Source organism: Streptomyces sp. 71268 (assembly GCF_029392895.1).
Classification (GTDB): Bacteria; Actinomycetota; Actinomycetes; order Streptomycetales; family Streptomycetaceae; genus Streptomyces.
Genome location: NZ_CP114200.1, coordinates 2,711,693 through 2,738,274, shown reverse-complemented (window position 1 = coordinate 2,738,274; position 26,582 = coordinate 2,711,693). Strand labels below are relative to the sequence as shown.

19 protein-coding genes, 2 tRNA genes and 3 pseudogenes are annotated in these 26,582 nt (G+C 73.2%); 16 read left to right on the top strand and 8 right to left on the bottom strand.

From position 1 onward, the window contains the following. The first annotated feature begins 6 nt into the window (after positions 1 to 6). From OYE22_RS10000 to OYE22_RS09990, 3 genes are all read left to right on the top strand, one after another. Positions 7 to 474 carry a molybdenum cofactor biosynthesis protein MoaE gene (locus OYE22_RS10000; RefSeq protein WP_277320074.1) on the top strand — a complete coding sequence of 156 codons (468 nt, stop codon included), beginning with the start codon at positions 7 to 9 and terminating at the stop codon, positions 472 to 474. Between the two features lie 176 nt (positions 475 to 650). Then, positions 651 to 821, top strand: a complete 171-nt coding sequence (locus OYE22_RS09995; protein WP_277320073.1) for a hypothetical protein — start codon at positions 651 to 653, stop codon at positions 819 to 821. 256 nt (positions 822 to 1,077) lie between these two features. Then, a complete protein-coding gene (locus OYE22_RS09990; RefSeq protein ID WP_277320072.1) occupies positions 1,078 to 2,184 on the top strand; it encodes a PDZ domain-containing protein in 1,107 nt (368 codons plus the stop codon). 199 nt (positions 2,185 to 2,383) lie between these two features. Here the strand turns inward: OYE22_RS09990 and OYE22_RS09985 are convergent, their stop codons facing one another. Next, complete coding sequence (locus tag OYE22_RS09985; protein ID WP_277320071.1) at positions 2,384 to 2,950, bottom strand: PPA1309 family protein; 567 nt, start codon at positions 2,948 to 2,950, stop codon at positions 2,384 to 2,386. Positions 2,951 to 3,094: 144 nt separating this feature from the next. On the opposite strand from OYE22_RS09985, the gene OYE22_RS09980 reads away from it, so the two are divergent. From OYE22_RS09980 to OYE22_RS09960, 5 genes are all read left to right on the top strand, one after another. After that, positions 3,095 to 6,112, top strand: a complete 3,018-nt coding sequence (locus OYE22_RS09980) for a UPF0182 family protein (protein WP_277324072.1) — start codon at positions 3,095 to 3,097, stop codon at positions 6,110 to 6,112. Between the two features lie 41 nt (positions 6,113 to 6,153). Continuing rightward, positions 6,154 to 6,227, top strand: a tRNA-Met gene (locus OYE22_RS09975). Positions 6,228 to 6,537: 310 nt separating this feature from the next. Next, complete coding sequence (locus OYE22_RS09970; RefSeq protein ID WP_277320070.1) at positions 6,538 to 8,439, top strand: tetratricopeptide repeat protein; 1,902 nt, start codon at positions 6,538 to 6,540, stop codon at positions 8,437 to 8,439. Between the two features lie 156 nt (positions 8,440 to 8,595). Beyond that, positions 8,596 to 8,669 (top strand) — tRNA-Met (locus OYE22_RS09965). A 383-nt stretch (positions 8,670 to 9,052) separates the two neighbouring features. Then, positions 9,053 to 10,096 (top strand): Rieske 2Fe-2S domain-containing protein, encoded by a 1,044-nt coding sequence (locus tag OYE22_RS09960; protein ID WP_277320069.1) that lies wholly within the window; start codon positions 9,053 to 9,055, stop codon positions 10,094 to 10,096. A gap of 61 nt (positions 10,097 to 10,157) precedes the next feature. On the opposite strand, the gene OYE22_RS09955 is transcribed toward OYE22_RS09960, so the two are convergent. After that, positions 10,158 to 10,574 (bottom strand): Fur family transcriptional regulator, encoded by a 417-nt coding sequence (locus OYE22_RS09955; protein ID WP_277320068.1) that lies wholly within the window; start codon positions 10,572 to 10,574, stop codon positions 10,158 to 10,160. Between the two features lie 157 nt (positions 10,575 to 10,731). Between OYE22_RS09955 and OYE22_RS09950 the strand changes: the two genes are divergently transcribed. Next, the gene (locus OYE22_RS09950) at positions 10,732 to 12,207 is read left to right on the top strand and encodes a catalase (protein WP_277320067.1); all 1,476 of its coding nucleotides are present in this window, start codon (positions 10,732 to 10,734) and stop codon (positions 12,205 to 12,207) included. A gap of 264 nt (positions 12,208 to 12,471) precedes the next feature. On the opposite strand, the gene OYE22_RS09945 is transcribed toward OYE22_RS09950, so the two are convergent. Both OYE22_RS09945 and hisN read right to left on the bottom strand, forming a co-directional pair. Continuing rightward, positions 12,472 to 12,879: a CBS domain-containing protein gene (locus tag OYE22_RS09945; protein WP_277320066.1), complete on the bottom strand. Its 408-nt coding sequence runs from the start codon at positions 12,877 to 12,879 to the stop codon at positions 12,472 to 12,474. 194 nt (positions 12,880 to 13,073) lie between these two features. Then, on the bottom strand, positions 13,074 to 13,865 hold the full coding sequence (hisN, locus tag OYE22_RS09940) for a histidinol-phosphatase (protein ID WP_277320065.1): 792 nt from the start codon (positions 13,863 to 13,865) through the stop codon (positions 13,074 to 13,076). 126 nt (positions 13,866 to 13,991) lie between these two features. On the opposite strand from hisN, the pseudogene OYE22_RS09935 reads away from it, so the two are divergent. Next, positions 13,992 to 14,333 (top strand): annotated as a pseudogene (locus OYE22_RS09935) (helix-turn-helix domain-containing protein); the annotation flags it as partial. A gap of 658 nt (positions 14,334 to 14,991) precedes the next feature. Here the strand turns inward: OYE22_RS09935 and OYE22_RS09930 are convergent. The 4 genes from OYE22_RS09930 to OYE22_RS09915 all read right to left on the bottom strand — a co-directional run bounded on the left by OYE22_RS09930 (position 14,992) and on the right by OYE22_RS09915 (position 18,712). Beyond that, the gene (locus OYE22_RS09930) at positions 14,992 to 15,315 is read right to left on the bottom strand and encodes a multidrug efflux SMR transporter (RefSeq protein ID WP_176163986.1); all 324 of its coding nucleotides are present in this window, start codon (positions 15,313 to 15,315) and stop codon (positions 14,992 to 14,994) included. A gap of 162 nt (positions 15,316 to 15,477) precedes the next feature. Then, positions 15,478 to 16,485 carry a ribosome small subunit-dependent GTPase A gene (gene rsgA, locus OYE22_RS09925; protein ID WP_277320064.1) on the bottom strand — a complete coding sequence of 336 codons (1,008 nt, stop codon included), beginning with the start codon at positions 16,483 to 16,485 and terminating at the stop codon, positions 15,478 to 15,480. Between the two features lie 10 nt (positions 16,486 to 16,495). Further along, positions 16,496 to 17,896, bottom strand: a complete 1,401-nt coding sequence (gene aroA / locus OYE22_RS09920) for a 3-phosphoshikimate 1-carboxyvinyltransferase (protein ID WP_277320063.1) — start codon at positions 17,894 to 17,896, stop codon at positions 16,496 to 16,498. A 102-nt stretch (positions 17,897 to 17,998) separates the two neighbouring features. After that, entirely contained in the window at positions 17,999 to 18,712 is a 714-nt protein-coding gene (locus OYE22_RS09915; protein ID WP_277320062.1) for a M50 family metallopeptidase, read from the bottom strand. A gap of 443 nt (positions 18,713 to 19,155) precedes the next feature. Between OYE22_RS09915 and OYE22_RS09910 the strand changes: the two genes are divergently transcribed. From OYE22_RS09910 to OYE22_RS09885, 6 genes and pseudogenes are all read left to right on the top strand, one after another. Continuing rightward, complete coding sequence (locus OYE22_RS09910) at positions 19,156 to 19,977, top strand: SOS response-associated peptidase (RefSeq protein ID WP_277320061.1); 822 nt, start codon at positions 19,156 to 19,158, stop codon at positions 19,975 to 19,977. A gap of 140 nt (positions 19,978 to 20,117) precedes the next feature. Further along, entirely contained in the window at positions 20,118 to 20,789 is a 672-nt protein-coding gene (locus OYE22_RS09905) for an alpha/beta family hydrolase (protein ID WP_277320060.1), read from the top strand. A 378-nt stretch (positions 20,790 to 21,167) separates the two neighbouring features. Beyond that, the gene (locus tag OYE22_RS09900; RefSeq protein ID WP_348652269.1) at positions 21,168 to 21,830 is read left to right on the top strand and encodes a sigma-70 family RNA polymerase sigma factor; all 663 of its coding nucleotides are present in this window, start codon (positions 21,168 to 21,170) and stop codon (positions 21,828 to 21,830) included. Beyond that, positions 21,827 to 22,099, top strand: a pseudogene (gene rsrA, locus OYE22_RS09895) (mycothiol system anti-sigma-R factor); the annotation flags it as partial. The gene OYE22_RS09900 and the pseudogene rsrA, both read left to right, overlap by 4 nt. Positions 22,100 to 22,838: 739 nt before the next feature. Further along, positions 22,839 to 24,173: pseudogene (locus OYE22_RS09890) on the top strand (HD-GYP domain-containing protein); the annotation flags it as partial. Between the two features lie 694 nt (positions 24,174 to 24,867). Beyond that, a complete protein-coding gene (locus OYE22_RS09885) occupies positions 24,868 to 26,394 on the top strand; it encodes a metal-dependent phosphohydrolase (RefSeq protein WP_277320058.1) in 1,527 nt (508 codons plus the stop codon). Positions 26,395 to 26,582: the final 188 nt, after the last annotated feature.

Here is a 26,582-nt window from a genome sequence, read left to right as displayed (position 1 = left end):
GGCGCCATGGCACACACGGACGCATCACAGGCGGGGGAGCGCGCGGCGGTCGACCCCATCAGGCTGCTGGCCATCCGGGAGACGCCGCTCTCGGTGGACGAGGTGTTCGCCGCGGTCGGCGACGCAGCGGCGGGCGGCACGGCGCTCTTCGTCGGCACCGTACGCGACCACGACGGGCCGGGCGACGCCCAGGTCACCGGCCTCGGGTACTCGGCCCACCCCAGCGTCGCGGCGGAGCTGCGGCGGGTGGCGGAGAAGGTCGTCGCCGACTTCCCGGTCCGCGCGCTGGCCGCCGTGCACCGCGTGGGTGACCTCGCGGTCGGCGACCTGGCCGTGGTGGTGGCCGTCTCCTGCCCGCACCGCGCGGAGGCGTTCGCCGCCTGCCGCCGGCTGATCGACGACCTCAAGGCCGAGGTGCCGATCTGGAAGCACCAGACGTTCGGCGACGGCACGGAAGAATGGGTCGGCGTCTGAGGCATCCTTTCGGGCCCGGGGCGCGTCTAGGGAGGTGAAGGCGCTCCAGGGGCGCGGACGAGGCACGAAGGCTCGTGCGGTTGCGTAACCCGGCCCCTGCCGTGAGCGTTGTCCTGGCAGACGATTAATCTGCTCATCTGCCAGTTGCGGGTGTGTAAGGGGATTGGAAGTCCGCTGTGGGTGTCCTCGTGTGGTTGATCATTCCGCTCATCGCCGCTGGCGCTGCCGTCGTCTACACCACCTGGGCCGCCCGCGACCGCAAGGCCGGGGACGCCGCCGAGGTCGCGGGGTACGAGCGGTTCCGTGAAGCGATGCAGCGCTCCCATTCCGGTTCAAGCTCCGTCTGACCGCCAGCTGACCGCACCACCCGGCTGGCCCACCGTTCGCGATCGCGATCGAACGGTCGCGCACCGGTCCGCCACGGGGCGTGGGGCGGCCGGCCCCGCGCCCGCCCGGGCGCCCGCACCACCGTGAAGCCGCGGTGACGCCTCCGCGAAGCCGCCGACACCCGCCCGCCTCCCGTGCCGCCAGCGGCCCCCGTACGGGCCCGTGGGCGGGCGGCCCCGGAGGTGAACTCACAGGCCCGTCCCGTACTGTCGTTCCATGCCACGCCGCACCGCCACGCTGCTCGCCTCGCTCCTGACGCTCATCGCGTTGCTCTGCGCGGGGGTGCTGATACCCGTGCCCTACGCGGAGATGAGCCCCGGCCTGACGGTCAACACGCTCGGGAAGCACGAGGGCGAGACGGTGCTGCAGATCAACGGCGAGAAGACCTATCCCACCAGCGGTCACCTGAACATGACCACCGTGCAGGTCACCAACTCGGAGTACAAGATGAACCTCTTCGAGTCGATGTACGGCTGGCTCTCGCACGACCGGCTGGTGGTGCCGCGCGAGATGCTCTACCCGGACGACAAGTCCGCGGACGAGGTCAACCAGGAGAACGCCGAGGAGTTCAGCCAGTCCCAGGAGGCCGCCAAGGTCGCCGCGTTGCGCCAGTTGAAGAAGCGCGACCTGCTGGACGTCAAGCTCGGCTCGCACATCGTGGTGGGCAGCGTCGTCAAGGGCGGCCCGGCCGAGGGCAACCTGCACGCCGGCGACGCGATCAAGGCGGTGGACGGCAAGGCGGTGCACAACCCGTCCGACGTGGCCAAGCTCGTCAGCCAGCACAAGCCGGGTGAGAAGACGGTCTTCACGGTGATCCCCGCGGAGCGGGTCGCGGCGGCCGAGAAGCAGCGCAAGGAGCCCAAGGGCGCCAAGAACGTCACCCTCACCACGATGAAGGCCCCGGAGGAGCAGCGGGCGATCATCGGCATCGAGGCGGCCGTCGACTACACGTTCCCCTTCGACATCGACATCAAGGTCGAGCACGTCGGCGGGCCCAGCGCCGGGCTGATGTTCTCGCTCGGCATCATCGACAAGCTGACCCCCGGCGACCTGAACGGCGGGGAGTTCGTCGCGGGCACCGGGACCATCGACGAGACGGGCAAGGTCGGTCCCATCGGCGGCATCGCGATGAAGACCGTCGGCGCGCGGAACAAGGGCGCCACCTACTTCCTGACCCCGGAAGCCAACTGCGCCACCGCCTCCCGGGACATCCCGGACGGGCTCACCCTGGTCAAGGTGGGCGACCTGGACGACGCGATGGACGCGCTGCGGATGATCCGCGAGAAGAAGACGGACCAACTGCCGAGCTGCCCCACGAGCTGACCGGCGACCGCGCCCGACCCGCCCCGCCTCACGGACCGCGCCCCACCGCCCCCGCTGGCCGACCCGCTGGCCGCACTGCTCCATCGGCCCCGCCCGACCGCCCCCGATCGGCCGTCGCCGGGGCGGAGCCCGAGCCCCGTCCGGCCGGGTGACGGCCGTACGGGGCTCGCGATCGCCCGCGCCCGGGCGCGAGCGGCCGTCAGTCCTCGAACGTCGCGGCCAACGCCTCCGCGAGCCCGGGCACCAGGTCGGCCCCGGTCAACACCTCGGTCGGGGAGTCCTTCTCCCGCAGCCGCAGCGCCGACTCGCGCGCGCCGTCCCGCAGCACCGCGACCGTCATGCGGACCTCCTGGCGGCCGGGCTGCTTGGCGACCCAGGCCGCCAACTGTCGCTCGTCCAGGCCCTCCGGCACGCTGGTCTCGGCCGTGGCCGGCAGCATCAGCCGCTCCACGACCAGGGCGCAGCCGGCCACGGCGTCGGGCCAGGCGATGGTGGCGAGGAACTCGTCCAGCGCGGCGCCCGCCGGCAGCTCGTCCTGCTCAATGGGGGTCAGGGAGCCGGCCGGGCCGTCGGCTTCGAGGCCGAGCTGCGCGGCGAGCTGCGGCTCGTCGGCGCGCAGCCGGGCCGTGTCGACCAGGGCGAACAGCCGGGCCGGCTGGTCCCAGCCGAGGCCGGCCGCGTACTCGTCGAGCTCCAGTACGGCACGGGTGAGCGGGCTCGCGGCCATGGGGGGCGCGGGCGTGGAATCCGGGGGAAGGTTGGACATGGTCAATATCGTGCCTTGAACGGACCCCAAAACGGGAACTGAGTAAAGCCTGAGTAAGTTGCATCAGTGGGCCCTAGTATCTCGGGGCTGCTTCACCAAGCTTCATCGACACCGAACTTCGAGGTGCGCACCTTGGCTTTCCAGATGCCGGACCGCGGCGGAGGCCCGACCGGGCCACGGATCAGAGTCGGCCGACCGTCCCGGCGGGTCCGGACCCTGCTCATGACGCTGGGCGTCCTGGCCGTGCTGGCCATGGGCTTCGTCATGTTCGCGGGGTTCTGGACGGACTGGCTGTGGTACCGCTCGGTGCACTACTCGTCCGTCTTCAGGACGACGTTGGTGACCAAGATCGGCCTCTTCTTCGTCTTCGGCCTGCTCATGGCCGTGGCCGTCGGGGTGAACATCTGGCTGGCCCACCGGCTGCGCCCGCCGCTGAGCGCGATGTCGCTGGAGCAGCAGTCGCTCGACCGGTACCGGATGGGCATCGACCCGTACAAGAAGTGGCTGCTGATCGGCGTCGCGGCGCTGGTCGGCCTGATCTCCGGAGCCTCCGCATCGGGCCAGTGGCGCACCTGGCTGCTGTGGGTCAACGGGGTGTCGTTCGGCCAGAAGGACGCACAGTTCCACAAGGACGTGTCGTTCTACGCGTTCGACCTGCCCTGGTACCGCTTCCTGCTGAGCTTCGGCTTCGCGGCCACCGTCCTCTCGCTCATCGCCGCCACGCTGGTGCACTACCTGTACGGCGGGCTGCGCATCACCAGCCCCGGCGCGCGCGCCACCGCGGCGGCCACCGGCCACCTGTCGGTGCTGCTCGGCATCTTCGTCGCGCTCAAGGCCGTCGCGTACTGGCTGGACCGGTACGGGCTCGCGGTGAAGTCGAGCGACCTGAAGGAGACCGGCAACTGGACCGGTCTGAAGTACGTCGACGCCAACGCGTACCTGCCGGCGAAGACCATCCTGTTCTGCATCGCGGTGATCTGCGCGCTGCTGTTCTTCGCGACGCTGTGGCGGCGCACCTGGCAGCTCCCGGTGATCGGCTTCGGCCTGATGGTGCTCTCGGCCATCCTGATCGGCGGGCTCTACCCGGCGATCGTGCAGAAGTTCCAGGTCCAGCCGAACGAGCAGGCCAAGGAAGCGCCGTACATCAAGAAGAACATCGAGGCCACGCGCAAGGCGTACGGCATCGACAACACGGACGTGAAGGACTACCAGGGCGAGAGCAGCAAGGACCCCAAGACGCTGCGCGCCAAGGTCGACTCCACGGCCAGCCTGCGCCTGCTCGACCCGAACGTGGTCTCGCCCACCGTCCAGCAGCTCCAGCAGGTCCGCGGTTACTACCAGTTCCCGCAGACCCTGGACGTGGACCGGTACAAGACCAAGGACGGCCAGGACCAGGACACCGTCATCGGTCTGCGCGAGATCAACACCAAGGGCATCCCCGAGCGCAACTGGATCAACGACCACTTCAAGTACACCCACGGCTACGGCGCCGTGACGGCCAAGGGCACCGACACCACCAAGACCGGCGCCCCGGCCTTCATGGAGCGCAACCTCCCGTCGGAGGGCCAGTTCGGCGACTACGAACAGCGCATCTACTACGGCGAGAAGACGACGCAGTACTCGATCGTGGGCGGCCCGCAGGAGGAGCTGGACTACTCCGGGGACAAGGGCGAGGAGAAGACGACCACGTACAAGGGCGACAGTGGCGTCAAGCTCGACAACCCGTTCAACCGCGCGGCGTACGCGGTGTCCTTCAACGAGCCGCAGATCCTCTACTCGGGGGCCATCGGCGAGGGCTCGCGCATCCTGTACAACCGCACGCCGAAGGAGCGGGTCGAGGCCGTCGCCCCGTGGCTGACGATCGACGGCGACGCCTACCCGGCGATCATCAAGGGCCGCATCCAGTGGATCGTGGACGCGTACACGACGACCAACGGCTATCCGTACGCGTCGCGCACCACCCTCGGTGACACGACGGAGGACTCGCTGACCGACGGCCAGCGCGAGGTCGTGGCGCAGGAGAACAAGGTCAACTACATCCGCAACTCGGTCAAGGCCACGGTCGACGCGTACGACGGGTCCGTGAAGCTGTACGAGTGGGACACCGAGGACCCGGTCCTCAAGACGTGGCGCAAGGCGTTCCCGGGCACGGTCAAGGACCGCGACCAGATCAGCAAGGACCTGATGGACCACCTGCGGTACCCGCAGGACCTGTTCAAGGTGCAGCGCCAGCTGCTGACCCGCTACCACGTCCAGGACCCGGAGCAGTTCTACAGCGGCAGTGAGGTCTGGCAGGTTCCCGACGACCCGACCAACAAGGTCAACTCGGTGCCGCCGTACTACCTGAGCATGCAGATGCCGGACCAGAAGGAGAAGAAGTTCTCCCTGACGACCACGTTCACGCCGAACGACCGGGACAACCTGAGTGCCTTCATGGCGGTGGACGCGGACGCGCAGAGCGAGGGTTACGGCAAGATCAGAATCCTGAAGCTGCGACCGAACAACCCGGTCTCCGGACCACAACAGGTGCAGAGCAAGTTCAACTCCGATCCGAAGATCGCCGAGAGCATCAGGCTCCTCAAGGGCGGCGACTCGACGGTGGAGTACGGCAACCTGCTGACGGTCCCGCTCGACGACGGGCTGCTGTACGTGGAGCCGGTGTACGTCCGGGGCGCGGGGACGAACTATCCGCTGCTCAAGAAGGTCCTGGTGACCTATGGCGACCAGACGGCCTTCGAGGACTCGCTGGACAAGGCGCTCGACGTCGTCTTCGGCGAGCAGAAGCCCACCGATCCGACGAAGCCACCGGGTGACGGCCAGGAACCTGACGAGCCGTCGGGCGACCCGACGGTGCGCCAGGCCCTGAAGGACGCGCAGGACGCCATCACCGCGGGCCAGGAGGCGCTCCAGAAGGAACCCCAGGACTGGGAGGCGTTCGGCAAGGCGCAGAAGGACCTGAAGGACGCGCTGGACCGGGCGGCCAAGGCGGAGAAGGACGCCGCGGACAAGGCCAAGGGCGACGGCAAGGGCGACGGGAAGAACGACGCCGCCAAGGACGGAGCCGGCGGCGACAAGGGCGGCGGGGCCGAGCAGGCGTCCGCCGACACCGGAGGCCAGCCAGCCGACAAGCCCGAGCGGACGCCGGACAGAGCGAACGGGTGAAGGAGCCCACCCCGCGTCGTGATACCTTGAGGGAACACCGACGCGGGGTGGAGCAGCTCGGTAGCTCGCTGGGCTCATAACCCAGAGGTCGCAGGTTCAAATCCTGTCCCCGCTACTTGAAAGACAAGGCCCGAATCCTCATCAGGGATTCGGGCCTTGTCGTGTCTACGGCCCGCCCGTCCCGGCATGTGGCCCTCCCCGGCGTACGGTGCGGCTGCCCGGGCAGGTGTGTCGCACGGTCCCCAAGCGGCGGGATGGGCGCCCCGACGAGTGGCGCGGCGAGCGGCGCGACGCGCCGAGGAGAGAGCGCGGAACTGGCTCCAACTGCGGTTTCAGAAGTCGTTCTGTCGGGAAGTCGACAAAACGTCGAATTGACCTCGCCCCTGCGGTATACCAGGTGTACGCCGGTTGTGGGTGGTGCAACGATGGAACGCATGGGGGACAGGGCGAGGTTGTTGGAGAAGGAGCGGCTTGTGCCGGCGCCCGACGACGGGCGCGCCGAAAGCATGCCGGGACTCGCGCTGGACGGCGCGAGCGAAGTGGACGCCGTCACCGCGGACATCGCGGGCAGCACGTACGGCGCCGACGTCGAATTCGAGACAGTGCACCGCCGGGCGGCCGAGGCCGGCGACCCGGCCGCCATGAGCGTTCTCGGCGCGCTGCTGCTGCGCCGCGGCGACCTCGACCGGGCCGAGCCACACCTCCGTGCCGCCAGCGTCGCCGGCGACCGCGCCGCCGCCAACAACCTCGGCGTCCTCCTGCACCAGCGCGGCTACGCCGACGAGGCGGCCGGCTGGTGGCGGACCGCCGCCGTCGCCGGCTCGGCCGCCGCCGCCCACGCCCTCGGCCGGCACCACCGCGAGCGCGGCGACGAGCCGGCCGCCGAGTACTGGCTGCGGCAGTCCGCCGAGTCGGGGCACGTGCTCGGCGCCTATGCCCTGGCCGACCTGCTTGAGCACCGCAGCGACGTGGGCGCCGAGCGATGGTTTCGCGCCGCCGCCGAGCACGGTCACCGCGAGGCCGCGTACCGACTCGCGCAGATCCTGCACAAGCGCGAGCGCGAGCAGCACCACCCCGACGGGCGCGGCAGGTCCGCCCGGGCCGACGGCGAGCAGAGCGAGGCCGAGCGCTGGTACCGGCAGGCCGCGGCGCGCGGGCACCGGCGCGCGGCGCTGCACCTCGGCACCCTGCTTGAGGAGCGCGGCGAGACCAAGGAGGCCGGCCGCTGGTACCTGATGTCGGCCGAGGACGGCGAGCCGCGGGCCGCCTGCGCGCTCGCGTTCCTGCTGCGCGACGCCGGCGACCTGGACAGCGCGGCCGTGTGGTGGCACCGGGCCGCCCAGGACGGCGACGGCAACGCGGCCAACGCGCTGGGCGCGCTCCACGCCGACCGGGGCGAGCCGCAGACCGCGGAGCGCTGGTACCGCGCGGCGCTGGAGGCGGGCGACATCAACGGCGCCTACAACCTCGGCCTGCTCTGCGCCAGCCAGGGGCGCACCGCGCAGGCCGAGCAGTGGTACCGGCGCGCGGCGTACGCGGGGCACCGCGAGGCCGCGAACGCGCTGGCCGTGCTGCTGCTCCAGCGCTCGGACGCGGCGGGGGCCGAGCCGTGGTTCTCCAAGGCCGCCGAGGCGGGCAGCGTGGACGCCGCCTTCAACCTCGGCATCCTGCACGCGGGGCGGGGCGCGGAGCGCACGGCGCACGAGTGGTACGTACGCGCCGCCGCCGGTGGGCACACCGAGGCCGCCCTCCAGGTGGCGATCGTGCTGCTGCGCGAGGGCGACGAGGAGGCGGCCGAAAAGCATCTACGCTGCGCGGCCGAGGGTGGCAGCGCCGAGGCCGCCTTCCGGCTCGGCGCCCTGCTCGACCGGCCGGCCGTCGTCGATCCGAGCGCGAGCCTCGGCAACGGCACGGACCGCGAGCCGGAGCGGCCGGAGTGCGAGGAGTGGTACGAGCGGGCGGCCCGCCAGGGCCACCGCCGCGCACAGGTTCGAGTTGGCATGCTCGCGTCCGCTCGCGGGGACGTGGTGAAGGCCGCGCACTGGTACCGCACCGCGGCCAAGGCCGGCAGCCGCAACGGCGCCTTCAACCTGGGCCTGCTCCTGGCTCGCGAGGGCAGCGAGCCGGAGGCGGCGCTGTGGTGGACCCGGGCCGCCAACGCCGGGCACGGCCGCGCCGCGCTGCGGCTCGCGCTGCTCGCGGCCCGGCGCGGGGCGCTGACCGAGGGCCAGCGTTGGTGCGCCCGCGCGGTCGAGCTGGGGCCCGCGCAGGTCGCGGAGCGCGCGGCCCGGCTCGCGGACGCGCTCCAGCAGGAGCAGACCGCGTAGGCACGCGGTCCGCGCGCGCCGCCGGTGGGCGCCGAGCCCCGCCGCGCGTCGGGCCGGGCCGAGGTGCGTGGGCGGTGGGAAGGCGGGGCGGCGAGGGGCGGCGGGACCGCGATTTGCCCTGGTCGTCGGGGTGGGGTTACAGTAAGTACACAACGACGCGGGGTGGAGCAGCTCGGTAGCTCGCTGGGCTCATAACCCAGAGGTCGCAGGTTCAAATCCTGTCCCCGCTACTCGCGAGACGAGGCCCGAATCCCGATCAGGGATTCGGGCCTTCGTCGTTTCGCTGCCCGGTCGTTTCGCTGACCGTCGTTCCGCTGTTCTCTGGCGCGGAGCCGTGGGGAGGGCCCGTGTGCGCCCCGTGGGCGCGGGTGGGGCGCCCCCTGGCCTTGGGCCTCTCGACCCCTTGGCGGCGTGGTCGGGCGCAAACCTCCCGGCCCAGTGTTCACGTCTTCCGGTGACGCGACGCGGGCGAATCGTTCTGCCGGAGCCGGCCGCCGCGAGGCTGGGCGCGCGGGCACTCGTTGCCCGCGCGCCCAGCCTCGCGGGTCGCGTCGCCACCGCACTCGCACCGCACCCACGGCGCCCGGGCGACGACACCCACGAAAGGTGCGCCATGCAGGACCTCGGACCGGGCCCGTCGACCCCGCCGGACGCGCCCCACGGACCCCCTGGCGTCGCCGCCGCGCCAGCCACCTCGCCCCATGTGTCACTCCCGCCCTATCCGGACGGCTGGTTCCTCATGGCGGCCAGCGACGAGGTGAGGCCGGGCAAGGTGGTCAACCGGCGGCTGGCGGACGAGGACGTGGTGCTGTACCGCACGGCCAGCGGGCGGCTGCGCGCCGTACGTCCGTACTGTCCGCACCTCGGGGCGCACCTGGGGCACGGCGGGACGGTGCGCGGGGAGAACCTGGTCTGCCCCTTCCACCGCTTCCAGTTCGATCCGGAGGGCGCCTGCGTCCGGACCGGGTACGGCACCGCGCCGCCCAGGGCGCGGTTGGGCCGCCTTGACCACCGGGAGATCGACGGACTGGTCTTCGTCTGGCGGCACGCCCAGGGGCTGCCGCCGAGCTGGGAGGTCGAGGTGCCGCCGGCGGCCGACTTCCCGAGGCCGCACCGGCGTGTCCGCACCCTGGCCGTGCACCCGCAGGACTTCATGGAGAACGCCATCGACTTCGGGCACTTCGCCGCGTTGCACCGACTCGTTGTCGACATCAGCGACCCGCCGCGGTTCGAGGGGGCGCGGATGGAGACGGCCTACCGGCTCGGGCGGGCCGCCGGGCAGCGCAACGGTATGTACTCCTTCGGCCCGTCGGTCCGCACGGTCGTGCAGGGCCTCGGGGTCATGTACGGCGAGGCGGAGAAGTACGGCTTCCGGCTGCGCATCTGGTTCTGCGTCACCCCGGTGGACCCGCGGCACGTGCGGATGTGCCTGACGGCCGCCGTGCGGCACACCCGGCCCAGCCGCACCGGGGCGGCACGCGCGGTGGCCGCGCTGCTGCCCAGGGCCGTGACGTACGCCTCCGGCCTTGAGGCCGACAAGGACGTACCCGTCTGGAAGCACATCGCCCATCTGGAGCGCCCCCGGCTGGTGGAGGGGGACGGGCCGATCACCAGGTTCCGCCGCTGGGCCCGTCAGTTCTACAGCGAGCCGCTGTGAGGCCGCGGCCGTGCGCGGCGGGCGTGGCCGGCGCGGCGCACGCGGCCGGCGGACGGCCGGGTCAGGTGTCCGTGCAGGAGGGGCAGGTGCCGCGGTAGGTGACCTCCACGCCGGTGACGGTGAAGCCGAAGCGCTCCACCACCGGGAGGTCGCTGAGCGGATTGCCGGCGGGGTGTACGTCGCGGATGGTGCCGCAGCGGCCGCACACCAGGTGGTGGTGGTCGTGGTGGGCGTTGGGGTCGTACCGCTTGGCGCGGCCGTCCGTGCTCACCTCCAGGATCTCGCCGAGCGACACCAGCTCGCCGAGGGTGTTGTAAACGGTCGCCCGGGAGATCTCGGGCAGGCGCTCCGATGCGCGGGCGTGCACCTCGTCGGCGGTGTAGTGCACATGGTCCCCGTCGAGCACCTCGGCCACGACGCGTCGCTGGGCGGTGAGTCGCCAGCCGCGCCCCCGGAGTCGTTCTAGCAGGTCACTCATGCCATTCACCTATCAGTCAGATAGGAACCAGGGTAGCAGTGTGCGTCCATGAACAGACTTTGTACGTCTCTCCATCGCTTCTTGACTTAGACAAAGTCCAATGTAGGATCGGTTACGGCTCAGGCCAAGGGACAGGACGAATACGCAGGAGGCGCACGTGACGGTTCAGGGCGAGACGGCTCAGTCGGCGGGGCCGCTGACCACGGAGGCCGGCGCGCCGGTCGCCGACAACCAGAACAGCGAGACCGCGGGCGTCGGCGGCCCGGTGTTGGTGCAGGACCAGTTGCTGTTGGAGAAGCTGGCGCACTTCAACCGGGAGCGCATTCCGGAGCGTGTGGTGCACGCCCGAGGAGCCGGCGCGTACGGCACCTTCACGGTGACCGCGGACGTGACCCGGTACACCCGCGCGAAGTTCCTCTCCGAGGTCGGCAAGCAGACCGAGACCTTCCTGCGTTTCTCCACCGTGGCCGGCAACCTGGGCGCGCCTGACGCGGTCCGCGACCCGCGCGGCTTCGCGCTGAAGTTCTACACCGAAGAGGGCAACTACGACCTCGTCGGCAACAACACTCCGGTGTTCTTCATCCGGGACGCCATCAAGTTCCCCGACTTCATCCACACCCAGAAGCGCGACCCGTACACCGGCTCGCAGGAGGCGGACAACGTCTTCGACTTCTGGGGCCTGTCGCCCGAGTCCACGCACCAGGTGACGTGGCTCTTCGGTGACCGTGGCATCCCGGCCTCGTACCGCCACATGGACGGCTTCGGCTCGCACACCTTCCAGTGGAACAACGAGGCGGGCGAGGTCTTCTGGGTCAAGTACCACTTCAAGACCGACCAGGGCATCAAGAACCTGACGGCCGAGGAGGCCGCGGTGCTCGCCGGGAAGGACCCCGACAGCCACCAGCGGGACCTGCGGGAGGCCATCGAGCGCGGCGAGTTCCCGAGCTGGACCGTGTACGTGCAGATCATGCCCGCGGCCGACGCGGCGACCTACCGCTTCAACCCGTTCGACCTGACCAAGGTCTGGCCGCACGCGGACTACCCGCTGGTCGAGTTCGGCAAGCTGGAGCTCAACCGCAACCCGCAGAACATCTTCGCCGAGGTCGAGCAGTCGATCTTCTCGCCGGCGCACTTCGTGCCCGGTATCGGCCCGTCCCCGGACAAGATGCTCCAGGGCCGCCTGTTCGGCTACGGCGACGCGCACCGCTACCGGGTGGGCATCAACGCCGACAACCTGCCGGTCAACCGGCCGCACGCCACCGAGGCGCGCACGTACAGCCGTGACGGCCTCGCCTACGACGGGCGGCACGGCGGTTCGAAGAACTACGAGCCCAACAGCTTCGGCGGGCCGACCCAGACCAGCGTCCCGCTGTGGCAGCCGATCGCGGTCAGCGGCCTCACGGGCGAGGAGGCCACGCCCTCGCACGCCGAGGACAACGACTTCGTGCAGGCCGGCAACCTCTACCGGCTGATGAGCGAGGACGAGAAGGAGCGCCTGATCGCCAACCTGGCGGGCGCCATCTCCGGGGTGACGCGCGAGGACATCATCGAGCGCGCCATCGCCAACTTCCGCAAGGCGGACGCGGACTACGGCAAGCGGCTGGAGGCCGCGGTCCAGGCCCTCCGCGGCTGAGCCGTCCGCGTGGCGGGCCCACCGCCCCACCCCCGTGGGCGGTGGTCCCCCGCGCGGGCGACTGAACAGTCGCTTGCCGTAACAACCGAAGAGGCCGAACGCCACGGGGCTCCGGCCTCTTCGCGTACCCGGACCTCTTCGCGCGTCCAGCCTCCTCGCGTGCCCGGACCTCCGCGACCCCCCGGCCGTGCCCCTGGGCGTGGACCGGGCGGCGGCGCGTCGGTGGCCGGGCGGCGCGGCTCGCGGGGCGCGTGGCGCGCGGGGTCAGCCGGCGAGTGCGCCGGTGGCCTCCTCGGCGCGGGACCAACAGCGGATGATGTCGCGGACGGAGACGAGCCCGACCGGTTCGCGCTCGTCGAGCACGATCAGATGACGGAAGCCGCCGCGCGTCATGGCCTGCGCGGCCTCGGTCAGGGTCCAGCCGGGGGCGGCGAAGACCACGTCGGTCGTGGTGTGGGCGTGGGCTCTCTCGTGGTCGGGGTCCTGGCCGGCGCCGACCGAGACGAGGATGTCCCGCTCGGTGAGGATGCCGAGCCCGCTGGTGTCGGTGTCGAGCACGACGGCGGCGCCGACGCGGCGGGCCGCCATCAACTGGGCGGCCTGACGGAGGGTGTGGGCGGGGCCGATGGTGAGGACCACCGTGGTCATGGCGTCGCGGACGAGCGTGGGCATGGAGCCACCTCCTTGGGGCCCGCTCGGCCGAGGGCACGGGAGGGTGCGACGAGAACAGGTTCACAAGCGCACAAGCGGGCGGATTCTCATGTTCACATGAGGCGGCGGGTGCGACAAGGGATCGAGCCGGAGCACATGGAGCGCCCGGGCGGGCGCGCGTGCGGCGCCCGCGAGAAGCGCGTGGCGCGCGGGGGCTACTGGAGGTGGTTGAGGAGTTCGTCGTGGAGCAGGCCGTTGGAGGCGGCGGCGTCCCCGCTGTGCGGGCCGGGCCTGCCGTCGAGGCCGGTGAACCGGCCGCCCGCCTCCTGCACGATGACCGCGTTGGCGGCCATGTCCCACAGGGACAACTCCGGCTCGGCGCACAGGTCGATCGAGCCCTCGGCCACCATCATGTACGGCCAGAAGTCGCCGTAGCCGCGGGTGCGCCAGCAGGCGCGGGTCAGGTCGAGGAAGCCGTTCAGCTTGCCGCGCTCCTCCCAGCCGCCGAGTGACGCGTACCCGAACGAGGCGTCGGAGAGCGTGCCGACCTTCGACACCGAGATCCGGGAGGCCGACGAGAGGTTGCGGCCGGTGTACGCGCCGAGCCCCTCGGCCGCCCACCAGCGACGGCCGAGCGCGGGGGCCGACACCATGCCGACCACCGGTCGGTCGCCGCCCTCGCCGCGCTCCATCAGGGCGATCAGGGTGGCCCACACCGGCACCCCGCGCACGTAGTTCTTCGTGCCGTCGATGGGGTCGATGACCCAGCGCCGCGGGCCCGAGCCCTCGCTGCCGAACTCCTCGCCGAGCACCGCGTCCCGGGGCCGAGCGCGCTGGAGCGAGGAGCGGATCAGCTCCTCGGCGGCCTTGTCGGCCTCGCTGACGGGCGTCATGTCGGGTTTAGTCTCGACCTTGAGGTCCAGAGCCTTGAACCGCTCCATGGTCGCGGAGTCGGCCGCGTCCGCCAGCACCTGTGCGAGCCGCAGATCATCGTGGTAGTCGGGCATGCTCGCACACTACCTTGGCGAAGCGGGACGATTCGGCGCTCGCGAGGGCTATTGACAGTGCCTGTCGGTGCGTCAATTCTGTGCCGCACGGCAGCCGGATGAGCTGTCCGAGCCTGGGAGGCAAGGGTGCCTACAGCGCGTGAAGCCTTACTGAGCGCGGCGTTCCGCGCCGTGGGTCGCCGGCCGTGGGGCGCGGTGCGCATGGTGGACGTGGCCGCCGCGGCCGGGGTGTCCCGGCAGACCCTCTACAACGAGTTCGGCAACAAGGACGGCCTGGCCAGAGCCCTGGTACGGCGCGAGACCGAGTCGTACCTGCGCGGCGTGGAACAGGCGTTGGCGCCCGGCGACGACGCGCGCGGCCCCGCCGACCGGCTGGCCGCGGCCGCCGCGTGGACCGTACGGGTGGCCCGGGGCAACGCGCTGGTGCGCGCGGCGCTGACCGGCTGCTGGAACGACCGGCTGCCGGCCGCGGCCTTCGGGCCCCGCGCGCTGCCCGGCCAACGACACCCGTTCGGCGCTGCCCCGGTGGAGCAGTCGGGCGAGCCGGCACCGCAGGGCCCGCTGGGTCAACCGGGCCAGCGGGGGCGGTCGCGCCCGTCGGGTCTGTCGGGGCAGTCGGGCCTGCCGGGGCAGTCGAACCTGTCAGGGCAGTCGGGCCTGTCGGGCTACCGGGGGCTGGCGAGGCGGGAGGTACCGGGTGGCGGATGGGGCGGCGAGGGCGCGTGGTCGGGGGGTGGCGCGTGGGCCGACGCGCCGGGGCCCGGTGAGGCGTTGCCGAGCCCCAGTGAGCTGATGCGCCAGGTCAGCGACCGTTGTCTGGCGGCCATCTGCGCCGACCGGCCGGCCCTGGCGACGGCCGAGTTGGCCTGGGCGTGCGAGGCCGCAGCGCGGCTGGCCGTCTCGTACGTCAGCGTCCCGGGCGCGCCCGACGAGGCGGCGGCGCTGGTCCGACGGGTGTTGGCGCCGCGCTGGGCGGCAGGCCAACAGGCCGGACCCGCCCGGCACTGACCCGCGCTCGTGCGGGAGGCCCCGGGGCGGAGCGAGGGGCGCTTGCCGTGCGGGACGTGTGCGCCGGGCTCGCGTGGTGCGGATGGCGCGCCCCCGGCGGGCCTCGGTGCGCCGGGGCTCAGTGCGCCGAGCCGGAGAGCTGGAGGCCGATGACGCCCACGATGACCAGCGAGATCGACACGATCTTGAGGGTGGAGACCAGGTCGCCCAGGAAGACCATGCCGTAGATGGCGGTGCCCGCCGCCCCGATCCCGGTCCACACCGCGTACGCCGGACCCACGTCCAGCTTCTTCAGCGCGAGCGTGAGCAGCCCGAAGCTGCCGAGCGCGAAGACGCAGAAGGCGATCGTCGGCCACAGCCGGGTGAAGCCGTGGGAGAGCTTGAGACAGACGGCGAAGCCCGTCTCCAGGAGACCGGCGACCACGACGAGCAGCCACGCCATCAGATTGCCTCCTGTGTTCGGCCTGCGTGCGATTATGCATCTACCTCGGAGATCAACGGGCAAACGTCGCCCCCGTGTTCCCGGGCGCTATGCGCGTGCTCTCGGTCCTCGCCGGCCTGGCTCACCCGGTCGGCACCCGCCGGCCGTGGCCCCTTCGCCCGCTCAGTCGCCCTCGCGCCGCTCGCGGGTGGCGAGCAGCCGGCGCAGCGAGTAGAGCCGGTCCGGGTCGGCGTGGTCGTCCGCGACCCAGGCGTCCAGCGCGCAGTCCGGCTCGTCGTGGCTGCACGCGCGCGGGCAGTTCGTCGTACCGGCCTCAAGGTCAGGGAAGGCGTGGATGACGCGGGACGGGTCCACGTGGTGCAGCCCGAAGGAGCGCACGCCCGGGGTGTCGATCACCCAGCCGCTGCCGGTCGGCAGCGGCAGCGCGAGCGCGGAGGTGGTGGTGTGCCGCCCCCGCCCGGTCACCGCGTTGACGTGTCCCACCGCTCGCTTGCGCTCCGGGACCAGCGCGTTGACCAGCGTCGTCTTGCCGACCCCGGAGTGCCCGACGAAGGCGGTGACCCGCCCCGTGAGGTGCTCCCTGACCCGGTCGGCGGCGGCCCCGTCGGCCAGTTCGTCGCGGTTGGTCACCACGTGCGGCACGTCGAGCAACTCGTAGGTGGCCAGCAGCGTCTCGGCCGGCGCCAGGTCCGACTTGGTGAGCACGAGCAGCGGTTCCAGGCCCGCGTCGAAGGCGGCCACCAGGCAGCGGTCGATGAGCCGGGGCCGGGGCTCGGGGTCGGCCAGGGCGGTCACGATGGCGAGCTGGTCGGCGTTGGCGGCCACCACGCGCTCGTACGGATCGTCGTCGTCGGCCGTCCTGCGCAGCACGGAGCTGCGCGGCTCGACCCGCACGATGCGGGCCAGGGTGTCCTTGGCGCCGGACAGGTCGCCGACCACGGCCACCTGGTCGCCGACCACGACGCCCTTGCGGCCGAGTTCGCGGGCCTTCATGGCGTGGATGGTGCGGCCGTCGACCAGGCAGGTGATCCGGCCCCGGTCCACGGTCAGGACGAAGCCCGGCGCGGCGTCCTCGTGCTTGGGCCGGATGCTGGAGCGGGGGCGGCTGCCCCGGCGGCCCGGACGTACGCGTACGTCGTCCTCGTCGGTGTGCTTTCCGTAGCGGCGCATCGTCGCGGCCTCAGCCTCTCGGCATCGGGGCCGCCCCGGGTGTGGCTTCGAGCATCCCCGTCCACAGGCCGGGGAAGTCGGGCAGGGTCTTGGCGGTGGTGGCCACGTTCTCCACCTGGACGCCGCTGACGGTCAGGCCCAGCACGGCGGCGGCGGTGGCCAGCCGGTGGTCCTCGTAGGTGTGGAAGATGCCGCCGTGCAGCGGGCGCGGGCGGATGCGCAGCCCGTCGGCCGTCTCGGTGACGTCGCCGCCCAGGTCATTCAGCTCCTTGGCCAGCGCGGCGAGCCGGTCGGTCTCGTGCAGCCGCAGGTGGGCGATGCCCCGCAACACCGACTCGGAGTCGGCGAGCGCGGCGACCGCGGCGATCACCGGGCTCAGCTCGCCCACCTCGTGCAGGTCGACGTCGATGCCGCGGACGCGGCCGGTGCCGGTGAAGGTCAGCGCGGTGCCGTCGGCCGTGGTGACCAGCTCGCAGGAGCCGCCCATCTCGGTGAAGATCTCGCGCAGCGCGTCACCGGGCTGGGTGGTGTGCTCGGGCCAGTCGGGGATGGTCACCCGGCCACCGGTGACCAGCGCGGCGGCCAGGAAGGGGGCCGCGTTGGACAGGTCGGGCTCGACCACCAGGTCGCGGCCGAGCAGCGCGCTCGGCGCCACCCGCCACACGTCGGGCTCGCCGCCCGCCTCCGGGGTGTCCACGGCCGCGCCGGCGCTGCGCAGCATGTCCACGGTCATCCGGATGTGTGGCATCGAGGGCAGTGTGGAGCCGACGTGCCGCACCTCGACGCCCTGGTTGAAGCGCGCGCCGGAGAGCAGCAGCGCGCTGACGAACTGCGAGGACGAGGACGCGTCGATGCGGACCGGGCCGCCGTCGATGCTGCCGTTGCCGTGCACGGTCAGCGGGAGCGCGCCGCGCCCGTCGTCGTCGATGCGGGCGCCGATGGCGCGCAGCGCGTCGATCACGCCGTGCAGCGGGCGCTCGTGGGAGCGGGCGTCGCCGTCGAAGCGGACCGGCCCGTCGGCGAGCGCGGCGACCGGCGGCAGGAAGCGCATGACCGTACCGGCGTTGCCCACGTCCACGGTGGCCGGGCCGTGCAGCCCCGCGGGGATGACCCGCCACGCCTCGCCGGTGGCGGGGGCGCCGGGCTCGCCGGGGGCGGCGGAGTTCGACGCGATGGTCTCCTCGATGCCGACGCCCATGGCGCGCAGCGCCTCGGCCATCAGCAGGGTGTCGCGGGAGCGGAGCGGGCGGCGCAGCCACCCGGGCTCGGCGGCGAGTGCGGCGAGGACCAGGCCGCGGTTGGTGACGGACTTGGAACCGGGCACGGTGACGGTCGCGTCGACCGCTCCGTGCGCGAGCGGAGCGGGCCAAAGCGCGAGGGCGTCATCCGGGGATGTCTCAGTGCCGGTCATGAGCCTTACTTTAGTGGCTCCGCCGGACGACGATTCTCGATCAAAAACGGTGAAACCCCTCCGTAACACGGCACTGATAGGAGGGGCCGGCGCCACAGTCGTTCACAGGTCGAGCAGCCAGCGCCCGCCGCCGATCAGCGAGCACAGCGAGACGGCGTGGAAGAGGAACATCCACAGCGCCGCCGGCACGTTCGTGAGGCGGGCGAGCTGGTCCGGGTCGGAGTCCCCGGCCTGCCCGTACCGGCGCTTGCGCTGGAGCTCGAACGGTGGCCTGACCCCGCCGAGCAGCAGGAACCACACCACCCCGTACGCGAACGCCGCCTGCACCTCCGGTTCCGTCAGCCAGGAGACGAGCAGGAAGGTCGCGCCGGTGACCACCACCGACAGCGCCCCGTACGCGTTGCGGATCATCACCAGCATGGCCACCAGGAGCGCCGTCGCGCCCCACAGCAGCGCCGTGATGTGGCCGGCGGCGAGCAGCCAGGCGCCGCCGAGGCCGAGCAGGGAGGGAGCGGTGTAGCCGGCCGCCGCGGTCAGGATCATGCCGATTCCGGTCGGCTTGCCGCGCGAGACGGTCAGCCCCGAGGTGTCGGAGTGCAGCCGTATGCCGTCCAGGCGGCGCCCGCTGAGCAGCGCCACGATCCCGTGCCCGCCCTCGTGGGCGATGGTGATGGCGTTACGGGCCAGCCGCCAGGTCAGGCGCGAGGTGACGGTGGCGAGCGCGATCAGGCCGGTGATCGCCACCAGCCACTGCGAGGGGTCGGGTTGGGTGCCGAAGACGCGGTCCCACAGCTCGGTTGCGCTGGTGCTGTCCATGCGGGGGCGACTCCTTGGTCCCGATCGGCGCTGGTGGGCGCTGGGTGGTTCACGTCGGTGCCGGGCGGTGCCGGGCGGTGCCTGGGTGAGGTCGGACGGTGCTGGTTGACAGGTGGCGCTGCTGGTCGGGCCGGGGCGGGGTGCGGACCACCGCCCGTACGGCCGCCCGTGGCCGGGCGTGGGTGGCTGGCCCGGCCGGTGGTCGGACCGGGGCCGGCCTCGGTGGTGCCGCAGTCTGGCACCTCCGGGCAGACGGTAGGAAAAACGCGGGCGCGCCGGCCCCGGTTCCGTCGGCGCCCCGGCCGGAATGCGGCGGTTGCTCCGGTATCGCGGCGAGCCCGCCCAGGCCGGTGGCCGGCCCCACCGCCCACCGGCGCACGGAACGGGGGCCGGGTGCGGCAGCATGGATGGGGCAACGGTGCGGTCGGAGGGGTTGTAGCGAGATGTGCGGACGGTACGCGGCGAGCCGGAAACCAGAGGACCTGGCCAACCTGTTCGACGTGGGCAAGTGGGAGCCGACCGAGGCGCTGGCCCCGGACTGGAACGTGGCGCCCACCAAGAACGTCTACGCCGTCCTGGAGCGGCCCCTCAAGCAGTCCGCCGACCGCACGCCGGTCCGCCAGCTCCGACCGCTGCGCTGGGGGCTCGTGCCCTCCTGGGCGAAGTCGCCAGAGGGGGCCGCGAAGATGATCAACGCGCGGGCCGAGACCGTGCACGAGAAGCCGTCGTTCCGCCGCGCCTTCGAGGCACGCCGCTGCCTGGTGCCGGCGGACGGCTACTACGAGTGGGTGACCAGCGCCGACGAGCGGCAACTGGAGGAGCGGGGCCGCAAGAAGCGGACGCGCAAACAGCCCTACTTCGTCACGCCGGCCGACGGCTCGGTGATGGCGCTGGCGGGCCTGTACGAGTTCTGGCGGGACCGCACGCTGCCCGACGACCACCCGCAGGCCTGGTGGGCGACGTGCACCGTCATCACGACCGAGGCGGAGACGACGCCGCTGGCGGGCCGGGAGGCGGGCGCGGACGGGCCGGCCTCGCTCGCGGAGATCCACCCGCGCATGCCGCTCATGCTGACCCCGGACCGCTGGGCGGACTGGCTCGACCCGGCCCGCACCGACGAGGAGTCCCTGCGCGCGCTGCTCGCGCCGCCGCCGGGCGGGCTGCTGCGCGCCTACCCCGTCACCACGGACGTGAGCAACGTCCGCAACAACGGCCCGGAGCTGCTGAAGGAACTCGCGGCGCCGGAGGAGGAGACGCTCTTCTAGCGTCGCCCGCTGCCCGCTGCCCGCTGCCCGCTGCCCGGGGGCCGTCGGCCGCCGCCCGCGAGGCGCCCCGCCCGCGCCGGATCGGGTGCCCGTGGGCGGGTGGCGTAGGGCCGTGGTGGCGCGCGGGGCAGGATGGGCGGATGCGGACGACAGCGAACGGGGCGGGCGGGGCCGGACCCGCCCCCCGGACCGAGACCGTGCCGACCCCCGCTGGCGACGCGCGGATCACCTGGCACCGGGCGCCGGACGCCCGCGCCGTGCTGGCCCTGGGGCACGGGGCGGGCGGCGGTATCGAGGCGCGCGACCTCGCGGCGCTGGCCGCGACCCTGCCGCCGCGCGGCGTGAGCGTCGCCCTGGTGGAGCAGCCCTGGCGGGTCGCGGGGAAGAAGGTCGCCCCCGCGCCGAAGACGCTGGACGTGGGCTGGCGGGCGGTGTGGCCGGCGCTGACCGGGCCCGGGCTGCCGGTGGTCGCCGGCGGGCGCAGCGCCGGGGCCCGGGCGGCCTGCCGTACGGGGCGGGAGCTGGGCGCCCGGGCGGTGCTCGCCCTCTCCTTCCCGCTGCACCCGCCCGGCAAGCCGGCGTCGTCCCGGGCCGCCGAGCTGCTGGACGCCGGGCTGCCCACGCTCGTGGTGCAGGGGGGACGCGACCCGTTCGGCCGACCCGAGGAGTTCCCCGACGGTACGGAGATCGTGGAGGTCCCGGAGGCCGATCACGGTTTCGCCGTTCCGAAGAAGGCGGCCCGTACCCAGGAGGAGACGCTGACGGTGCTCACGGAAGCCGTGGCGAAGTGGCTGGATTGGATCGCTCACTGAGTCGGGGAATGCGAACCGCAGTGCGGATGTTGTGCCCGACGTAAGGATCGAAACGTAGCGGCATCAGCACGAGGAATGGGAGTTTCCCGCATGGGTTCGCTTGCTTGCCCGTCCCGTCCGCAGACCGCCGACCTGGCGTGGTCGCAGCTTCGGGTCGACCAGTCGACGCTGGCTGGAGCGGCGGGCGGACCGGATCGTCGTCTATTCTCCGATTCAAGCGGGTCCGCATCCGGTCTCGCTACGGTGTTGGAGGAGGTGGGTCCGGTCACTGGGACGGACGCGGGGACCGACGGCACGACGCAGGGCTCGACGGGCGCGGAGCGGCAGGAGGCCGCCGCCCAGGTCAGCCACGTTGAGAACGAGACCGCCCAGGCCGAGGTGGCCGGGGCCGGGAGCGAGACCGCGGCCGAGCGGAACGCCCGTTTCGAGCGGGATGCCCTCACCTTCCTTGACCAGATGTATTCGGCCGCGCTGCGGATGACGCGTAACCCGGCCGACGCCGAGGACCTGGTGCAGGAGACCTACGCCAAGGCGTACGCGTCCTTCCACCAGTTCCGCGAGGGCACCAACCTCAAGGCGTGGCTGTACCGCATCCTCACCAACACGTTCATCAACTCCTACCGCAAGAAGCAGCGCGAACCGCAGCGCAGTGCCGCCGAGGAGATCGAGGACTGGCAGCTCGCGCGCGCCGAGTCGCACATGTCGACCGGCCTGCGCTCCGCCGAGTCCCAGGCCCTCGACCACCTGCCGGACTCCGACGTGAAGTCGGCCCTGCAGGCGATCCCCGAGGAATTCCGCATCGCGGTGTATCTCGCCGACGTTGAGGGCTTTGCCTACAAGGAGATCGCGGACATCATGGGTACACCCATCGGTACGGTGATGTCCCGACTGCACCGTGGGCGCCGCCAACTGCGCGGTCTGCTGGAGGACTACGCCCGTGGCCGCGGGCTGGTGCCGGCGGGCGCGGGGGCTGTGTCGAGTGGGGTCTCCCCGGCATCGTCAGGGGAAGAGTCGCACGATCGGAAAGGCTCGGGCTCATGAGCTGTGGTGACCCGCGAGAGACGGACTGCTCTGAGGTCCTCGACCACCTGTATGAGTTCCTTGACCACGAGATGCCCGACGGTGACTGCGCCAAGTTCGAGGTGCACATCGACGCGTGCTCGCCGTGTCTGGAGAAGTACGGCCTGGAGCAGGCGGTGAAGAAGCTCGTCAAGCGCTGCTGCGGCCACGACGACGTACCGGCCGACCTCCGCTCCAAGGTGATGGGCCGGATCGAGTTGATAAGGGCCGGCGAGACCGTGCCCGACCAGGCGTTGCTGGAGACCGACCCCGCCCGGCCGCTGCACCGCGTCAGTGGTCCCGACACCGCCGGCCGCGAGTCTGGCCCCGTGGACTCGGCGTCAACTGTCGGCTCAGCCTCGGCCGCCGGCTCCACGCCGGCCACCGGCGCGGCCGCCGCCGCCTCGACCCAGGCCGCCGCGACCCAGCCGCTCCAGGCCGCGCCGAGCAGCGGTCCGGTCGAGCGCGGTGGCCCGGAGGGCGCCACCCGCGACTGACGGCGCCCGGCCGCGGCCCGGTTCTCGGGCCCGCGTGGCCCGGCGTTTCGATTCCTTACGTACGTCCGCCCCGTACGCCGTCGGCATCCCCATGCCCGGCGTGCGGGGCGGACGTATGTGTGCCGACGGTCGGCCGTCGGCCTCGTACCCGGTGTCGGGGCGGTGGGTGATCCGTGACCAACTCTCTCGCTGTGCGCGGTAGTTGGCGGGCCGGGCGGGCGCGGGGGCGGGCCCGGGGTTACCGGTGCGAGCCGGCACAAGGGGCGTCGGCGTTCGGTGGGGTCCGCGATGGGGTGGCGTCCGAGTGGGTGTCGAACGTGTGGGCGGGCGCCGCGCCGGGTGCCACCGCCGCGCCACCTGACTGTCACCCGAAGGTGTGTATCTGTTCCCGCCGAGCGACTGATTCCACCTGAGTGGACGTTTTTCCCACGCGGCCGTCCTATTCTCCCCAACCTGACGTCGAAGCCCGTGCGACCGGGGGGAGGAGGGGACCGTGCGGACGCTCCCGCAAACCGCGCGCCTCTACATCGTCGGTGCCGTGTGCGCGGCGGCCTACTGCGCCGCTCCGGCCCTGGTCGCCGCCCCGTCCGCGGCGCTGGGCGGCGACATCGCCGAGCCGGTCGCGGGCCCCGGCGGCGCCGGTGCCGACGCCTGGTTCCCGATGGCGCTGCTGGCGCTCGGGTACGCGGGCTGTCGGGCCGCGCTCCGCCGCTCCCCGCACGGCACCACCGCCCCGGCCAGCCGCCCGCCCTTCGACTGGTGCAGCCCCGCGCTCCTGGCCGGGGCTTTTCTGTTGCCGCCCGCCGCCGCGGCGCTCGTCCCCGTCCCCGGCGCCCTCGTCGGCCGGGCCGCGCCCGCCGAACCGGGCGGTGGACCGGCCACCGCCAGCCGTGGCTGGCGCGCCGCCCGGCTCGCCCTCGCCACGTACGGGAGCGCCACGGCCTTCGCCGCGCTCGGCGGCCCGGCCGCCCTCGCCGCCGCCGACGCGCCGCGCGCGCTCCTGCCCGCGACCGGGGCGGCACTCGCGTACGGGCTGCTCCAGGCGGGCCTGGACCGTGGGGCGCGAGCCGCTGTCGGTGGCCGCCGCGCGGAGCGGGGGCGCCCCCGTGACCTGTGTGGCTCCTGCGCCCCGTACGCCGTGCACGGGCTGGTGGGGCTGGTGATGGCGCTGCTGTGGCACAGCCCCTACGGGCCGTCGGCCGCGCTCCTCGTGCTGGTGCCGATCTCCGTCGCCGGCTGGGCCTTCGGCCCCCGGGCCCCCGAGCGCGCCACGCACCACGCGGCCGTGCGCGCCCTGGTGCAGGCCGTCGACCTCAAGGACCGCTACACGCGCGGACACGGCGAACGCGTGGGCGCGGCCTCGGTGTTGATCGCCCGCGAGCTGGGAATGGCGGCGGAGCGCCTCGAGGTGCTACGGGTGGCCGGGGTGCTGCACGATGTCGGCAAGCTCGGCGTGCCGACCCGACTGCTGCGCAAGAACGGCCCGTTGACCCCGCAGGAACGCTGCGTCATCGAGCTGCATCCGGAGCACGGGGACGCGATGGTGCGCGACATCGCGTGCCTGGCGGAGGCCCGGTCGGCGATCCTGCACCACCACGAGCGCCTGGACGGCAGTGGATATCCGCACGGCCTCGCCGGGCGCGACATCCCCGAGGTGGCCCGGGTGGTGGCGGTGGCCGACGCCTTCGACGCCATGACCTCGACCCGCAGCTACCGCCGCGCGCGCCCGGTGTCCGTGGCCGTGGAGGAGCTCCGGCGCTGCGCCGGCTCGCAGTTCGACCCCCGCATGGTGCGCGCCCTCGCCCGCGCGCTGGACCGGCACGGCTGGCGACCCGATGCCGTGGCCCCGGAAGTGGCCGGGGCGGGCGAGGAGGCGGGGGCGGACGGCTCGCGCGCCACCGCCGACGGACCAGGCGAGCCCGACGGGGCGGCGGAAGCCGCGTGCGGCGTGCCGGGCGCCGCGCCGGCGTGCGGCGTGGGGGCCCCCGTACTCGGCGCCGCGTCCGACGGCGTGCCCGGCACCGCGGGCGCCGGTGCGTGCGGGGGAGCGGGCGGCGGCGGCAACGCGCGGGCGGTGGCGAGCGATCGGGACGACGCCGACGCGCCACACGACCGCGCGGGCGCGGCCTACCCGGGCGCCGCGTACGGCGGCGCGTGCGCCGGCGCCTACGGGGCCGCGTACGAGACCGAGTGTTGCGGCGCCGAGTGTTGCGGCGCTGAGAGCTGCGGCACCGAGTGTTGCGGCTCTGAGTGTGACGGTCCGCCCGACACCGAGCGCGCCTGGGGCAGGCGTGAACTGGGCGATGAGTCAGGCGAGTTGTGGCAGGTGGGCGCGGAGCGGGACGCGTTCCCCGGGGCGGCCGAGGAGCGGGTCGGCCCGGCGGCGGACGGGGCCACGGCCCCGGGCTCGTCGGGGGCGCGCGGTGTCCCCGAGATGCCCGGCGATCTCCCGTTCCCGTGCGCCGGCGCGCTGCGGTCGGTGACCGCCCCCGCGCACGCGGCGCGTCGAGCCCTGCGGACCGATGGCCAGGACTGACGCTTCCGCGCCGGACCAGCCGGCGCGCCCCGCCGCGCCGGGCGCGTCCGGTGAGCGCGGGGAGCGAGGGGCGCGGCGCGAGCGGCGCCGGGCGCGCGTGGTCGAGCGCCAACACCCCGGCGGCGCCCCCGCCACCCCAGCCCGCGCCGCTCCCGGCCCCGGCCCCGCCCCCGCCATCGTCCTCGTAGCCGCCTACGGCGCCGCCCTCGCGCTCTCCGTCGCCGCGCTCGGCCTGACGGCCCGGCGCGGCGTGGAGGCACCGGGCACGGCGCTCGCCTTCGGCGCGCTGATCGCCGTCGGGGAGGCGGCCCGCTGTCGGGTCGCGCCGGCCCGGTGCCGGGAGCCGGCCCCGCTGGCCACGACCGGCGCGCTCGCCTACGTGGCGCTCGGGGAGGTGGCGGGCGCGGGCGGTGAAGTGGCCCTGGTGACGGGCCCGTTCGGCTGGGCGCAGGCCGTCGCGGTCGTCGTCGCCGCCAGCCTGGTCGGCCTCGTGCTCCCCGTCGCGCTCGGCCAGTCGCCCCACCCGGAGCGCATCGCGCGCCGGGTGCTCGCGGTCGCCTGCGCGGCCCTGGCATGCCAACTCCCCCACGACGGAGCGCCGTTGTTGCCGCACACGGGCGCCCATTCGCTTGTCGTGCCCTGCCTGCTCGCGCTCTTCGGGGTCGCGGTAGTGAGCGAGGCGGCGCTGACCGCGCTGTTCGCGCGGGCGCGCGGCGACGGCCCGTACGCGCGCCTGCTCGGCGCGGAGTTGCGGGCCCGGCACGTGGTGGGGGCGGCGGTGTGCGCGGCGTCGGTGGTGCTGGCCCTCGCGGTGGCCACGGCGGGGGAGTGGGCGCTGCCGCTCTGCGGTGTGCCGCTGCTGCTCGCGCAGTTGGCGGTGCGCCGGCGCGCGGCCGGGCGCGAGGCCGACCGGCAGACCGTCGCCTCGCTGGCCCGCGCCACGGAGATCGCCGGTTACACGCCGCCGGGCCACGCGCGGCGGGTCGCCCGGCTCGGCCGTGCGGTCGGCCGCGAGCTGGGCCTTCCCGGCCGCGCGCTCGCCGTCATCGAGGACGCGGCCCTCCTGCACGACGTGGGCCAACTCTCCCTGGTGGACCCGTACCCGGCCGGCGCCACCGAGCCGCTGCCCGCCTCGGAGGCGCAGCGCATAGCCCGGCTCGGGGGCGCCGTCGTGCGCCAGACGGGCATGCCCGCCGAGGTCGCCGAAGCGGTCGAGCGGCAGGCCGCCCCGTACCGCGAACAGCCGCTGCCGGCACGCGTCATCCGAGTGGTCAACGCGTACGCGGATCTCACGGGTGATCCTGGCGTGCCCGCGCGCGGGGAGCCGACCGGGGTGTGCGGCACCGCGCAGCGCGCCGGCGGGCGCGCGGGGCGCGATGTGGGCGAGGGGCGCGCGGCGGCGGGTGGGGCGCCGTGGGCGCTGGGGCGGCTGTGGGAGGGGACGGAGCGGGAGTACGACCCGGAGGTGGTGGCCGCGCTGGCCCGGGTGGTGCGTCGCGGCGCCGACGCCTGATACCGCCCTGCGGAACTCACCTTCCGTGACATGGATGTGTTCGGGCAGGCGGCCCGTCCGGTGGTGTGGTGGCCGCGAAGCTGGCAGGCCCTTGTCACAACCCGTGGGTAATGAGCGGGGCCCAGAATGGGCATGGTTGGATGCGGAGCAGGGGGTGTCGCGGCCCAGGCCAGCGGCAAGGAGAGCAG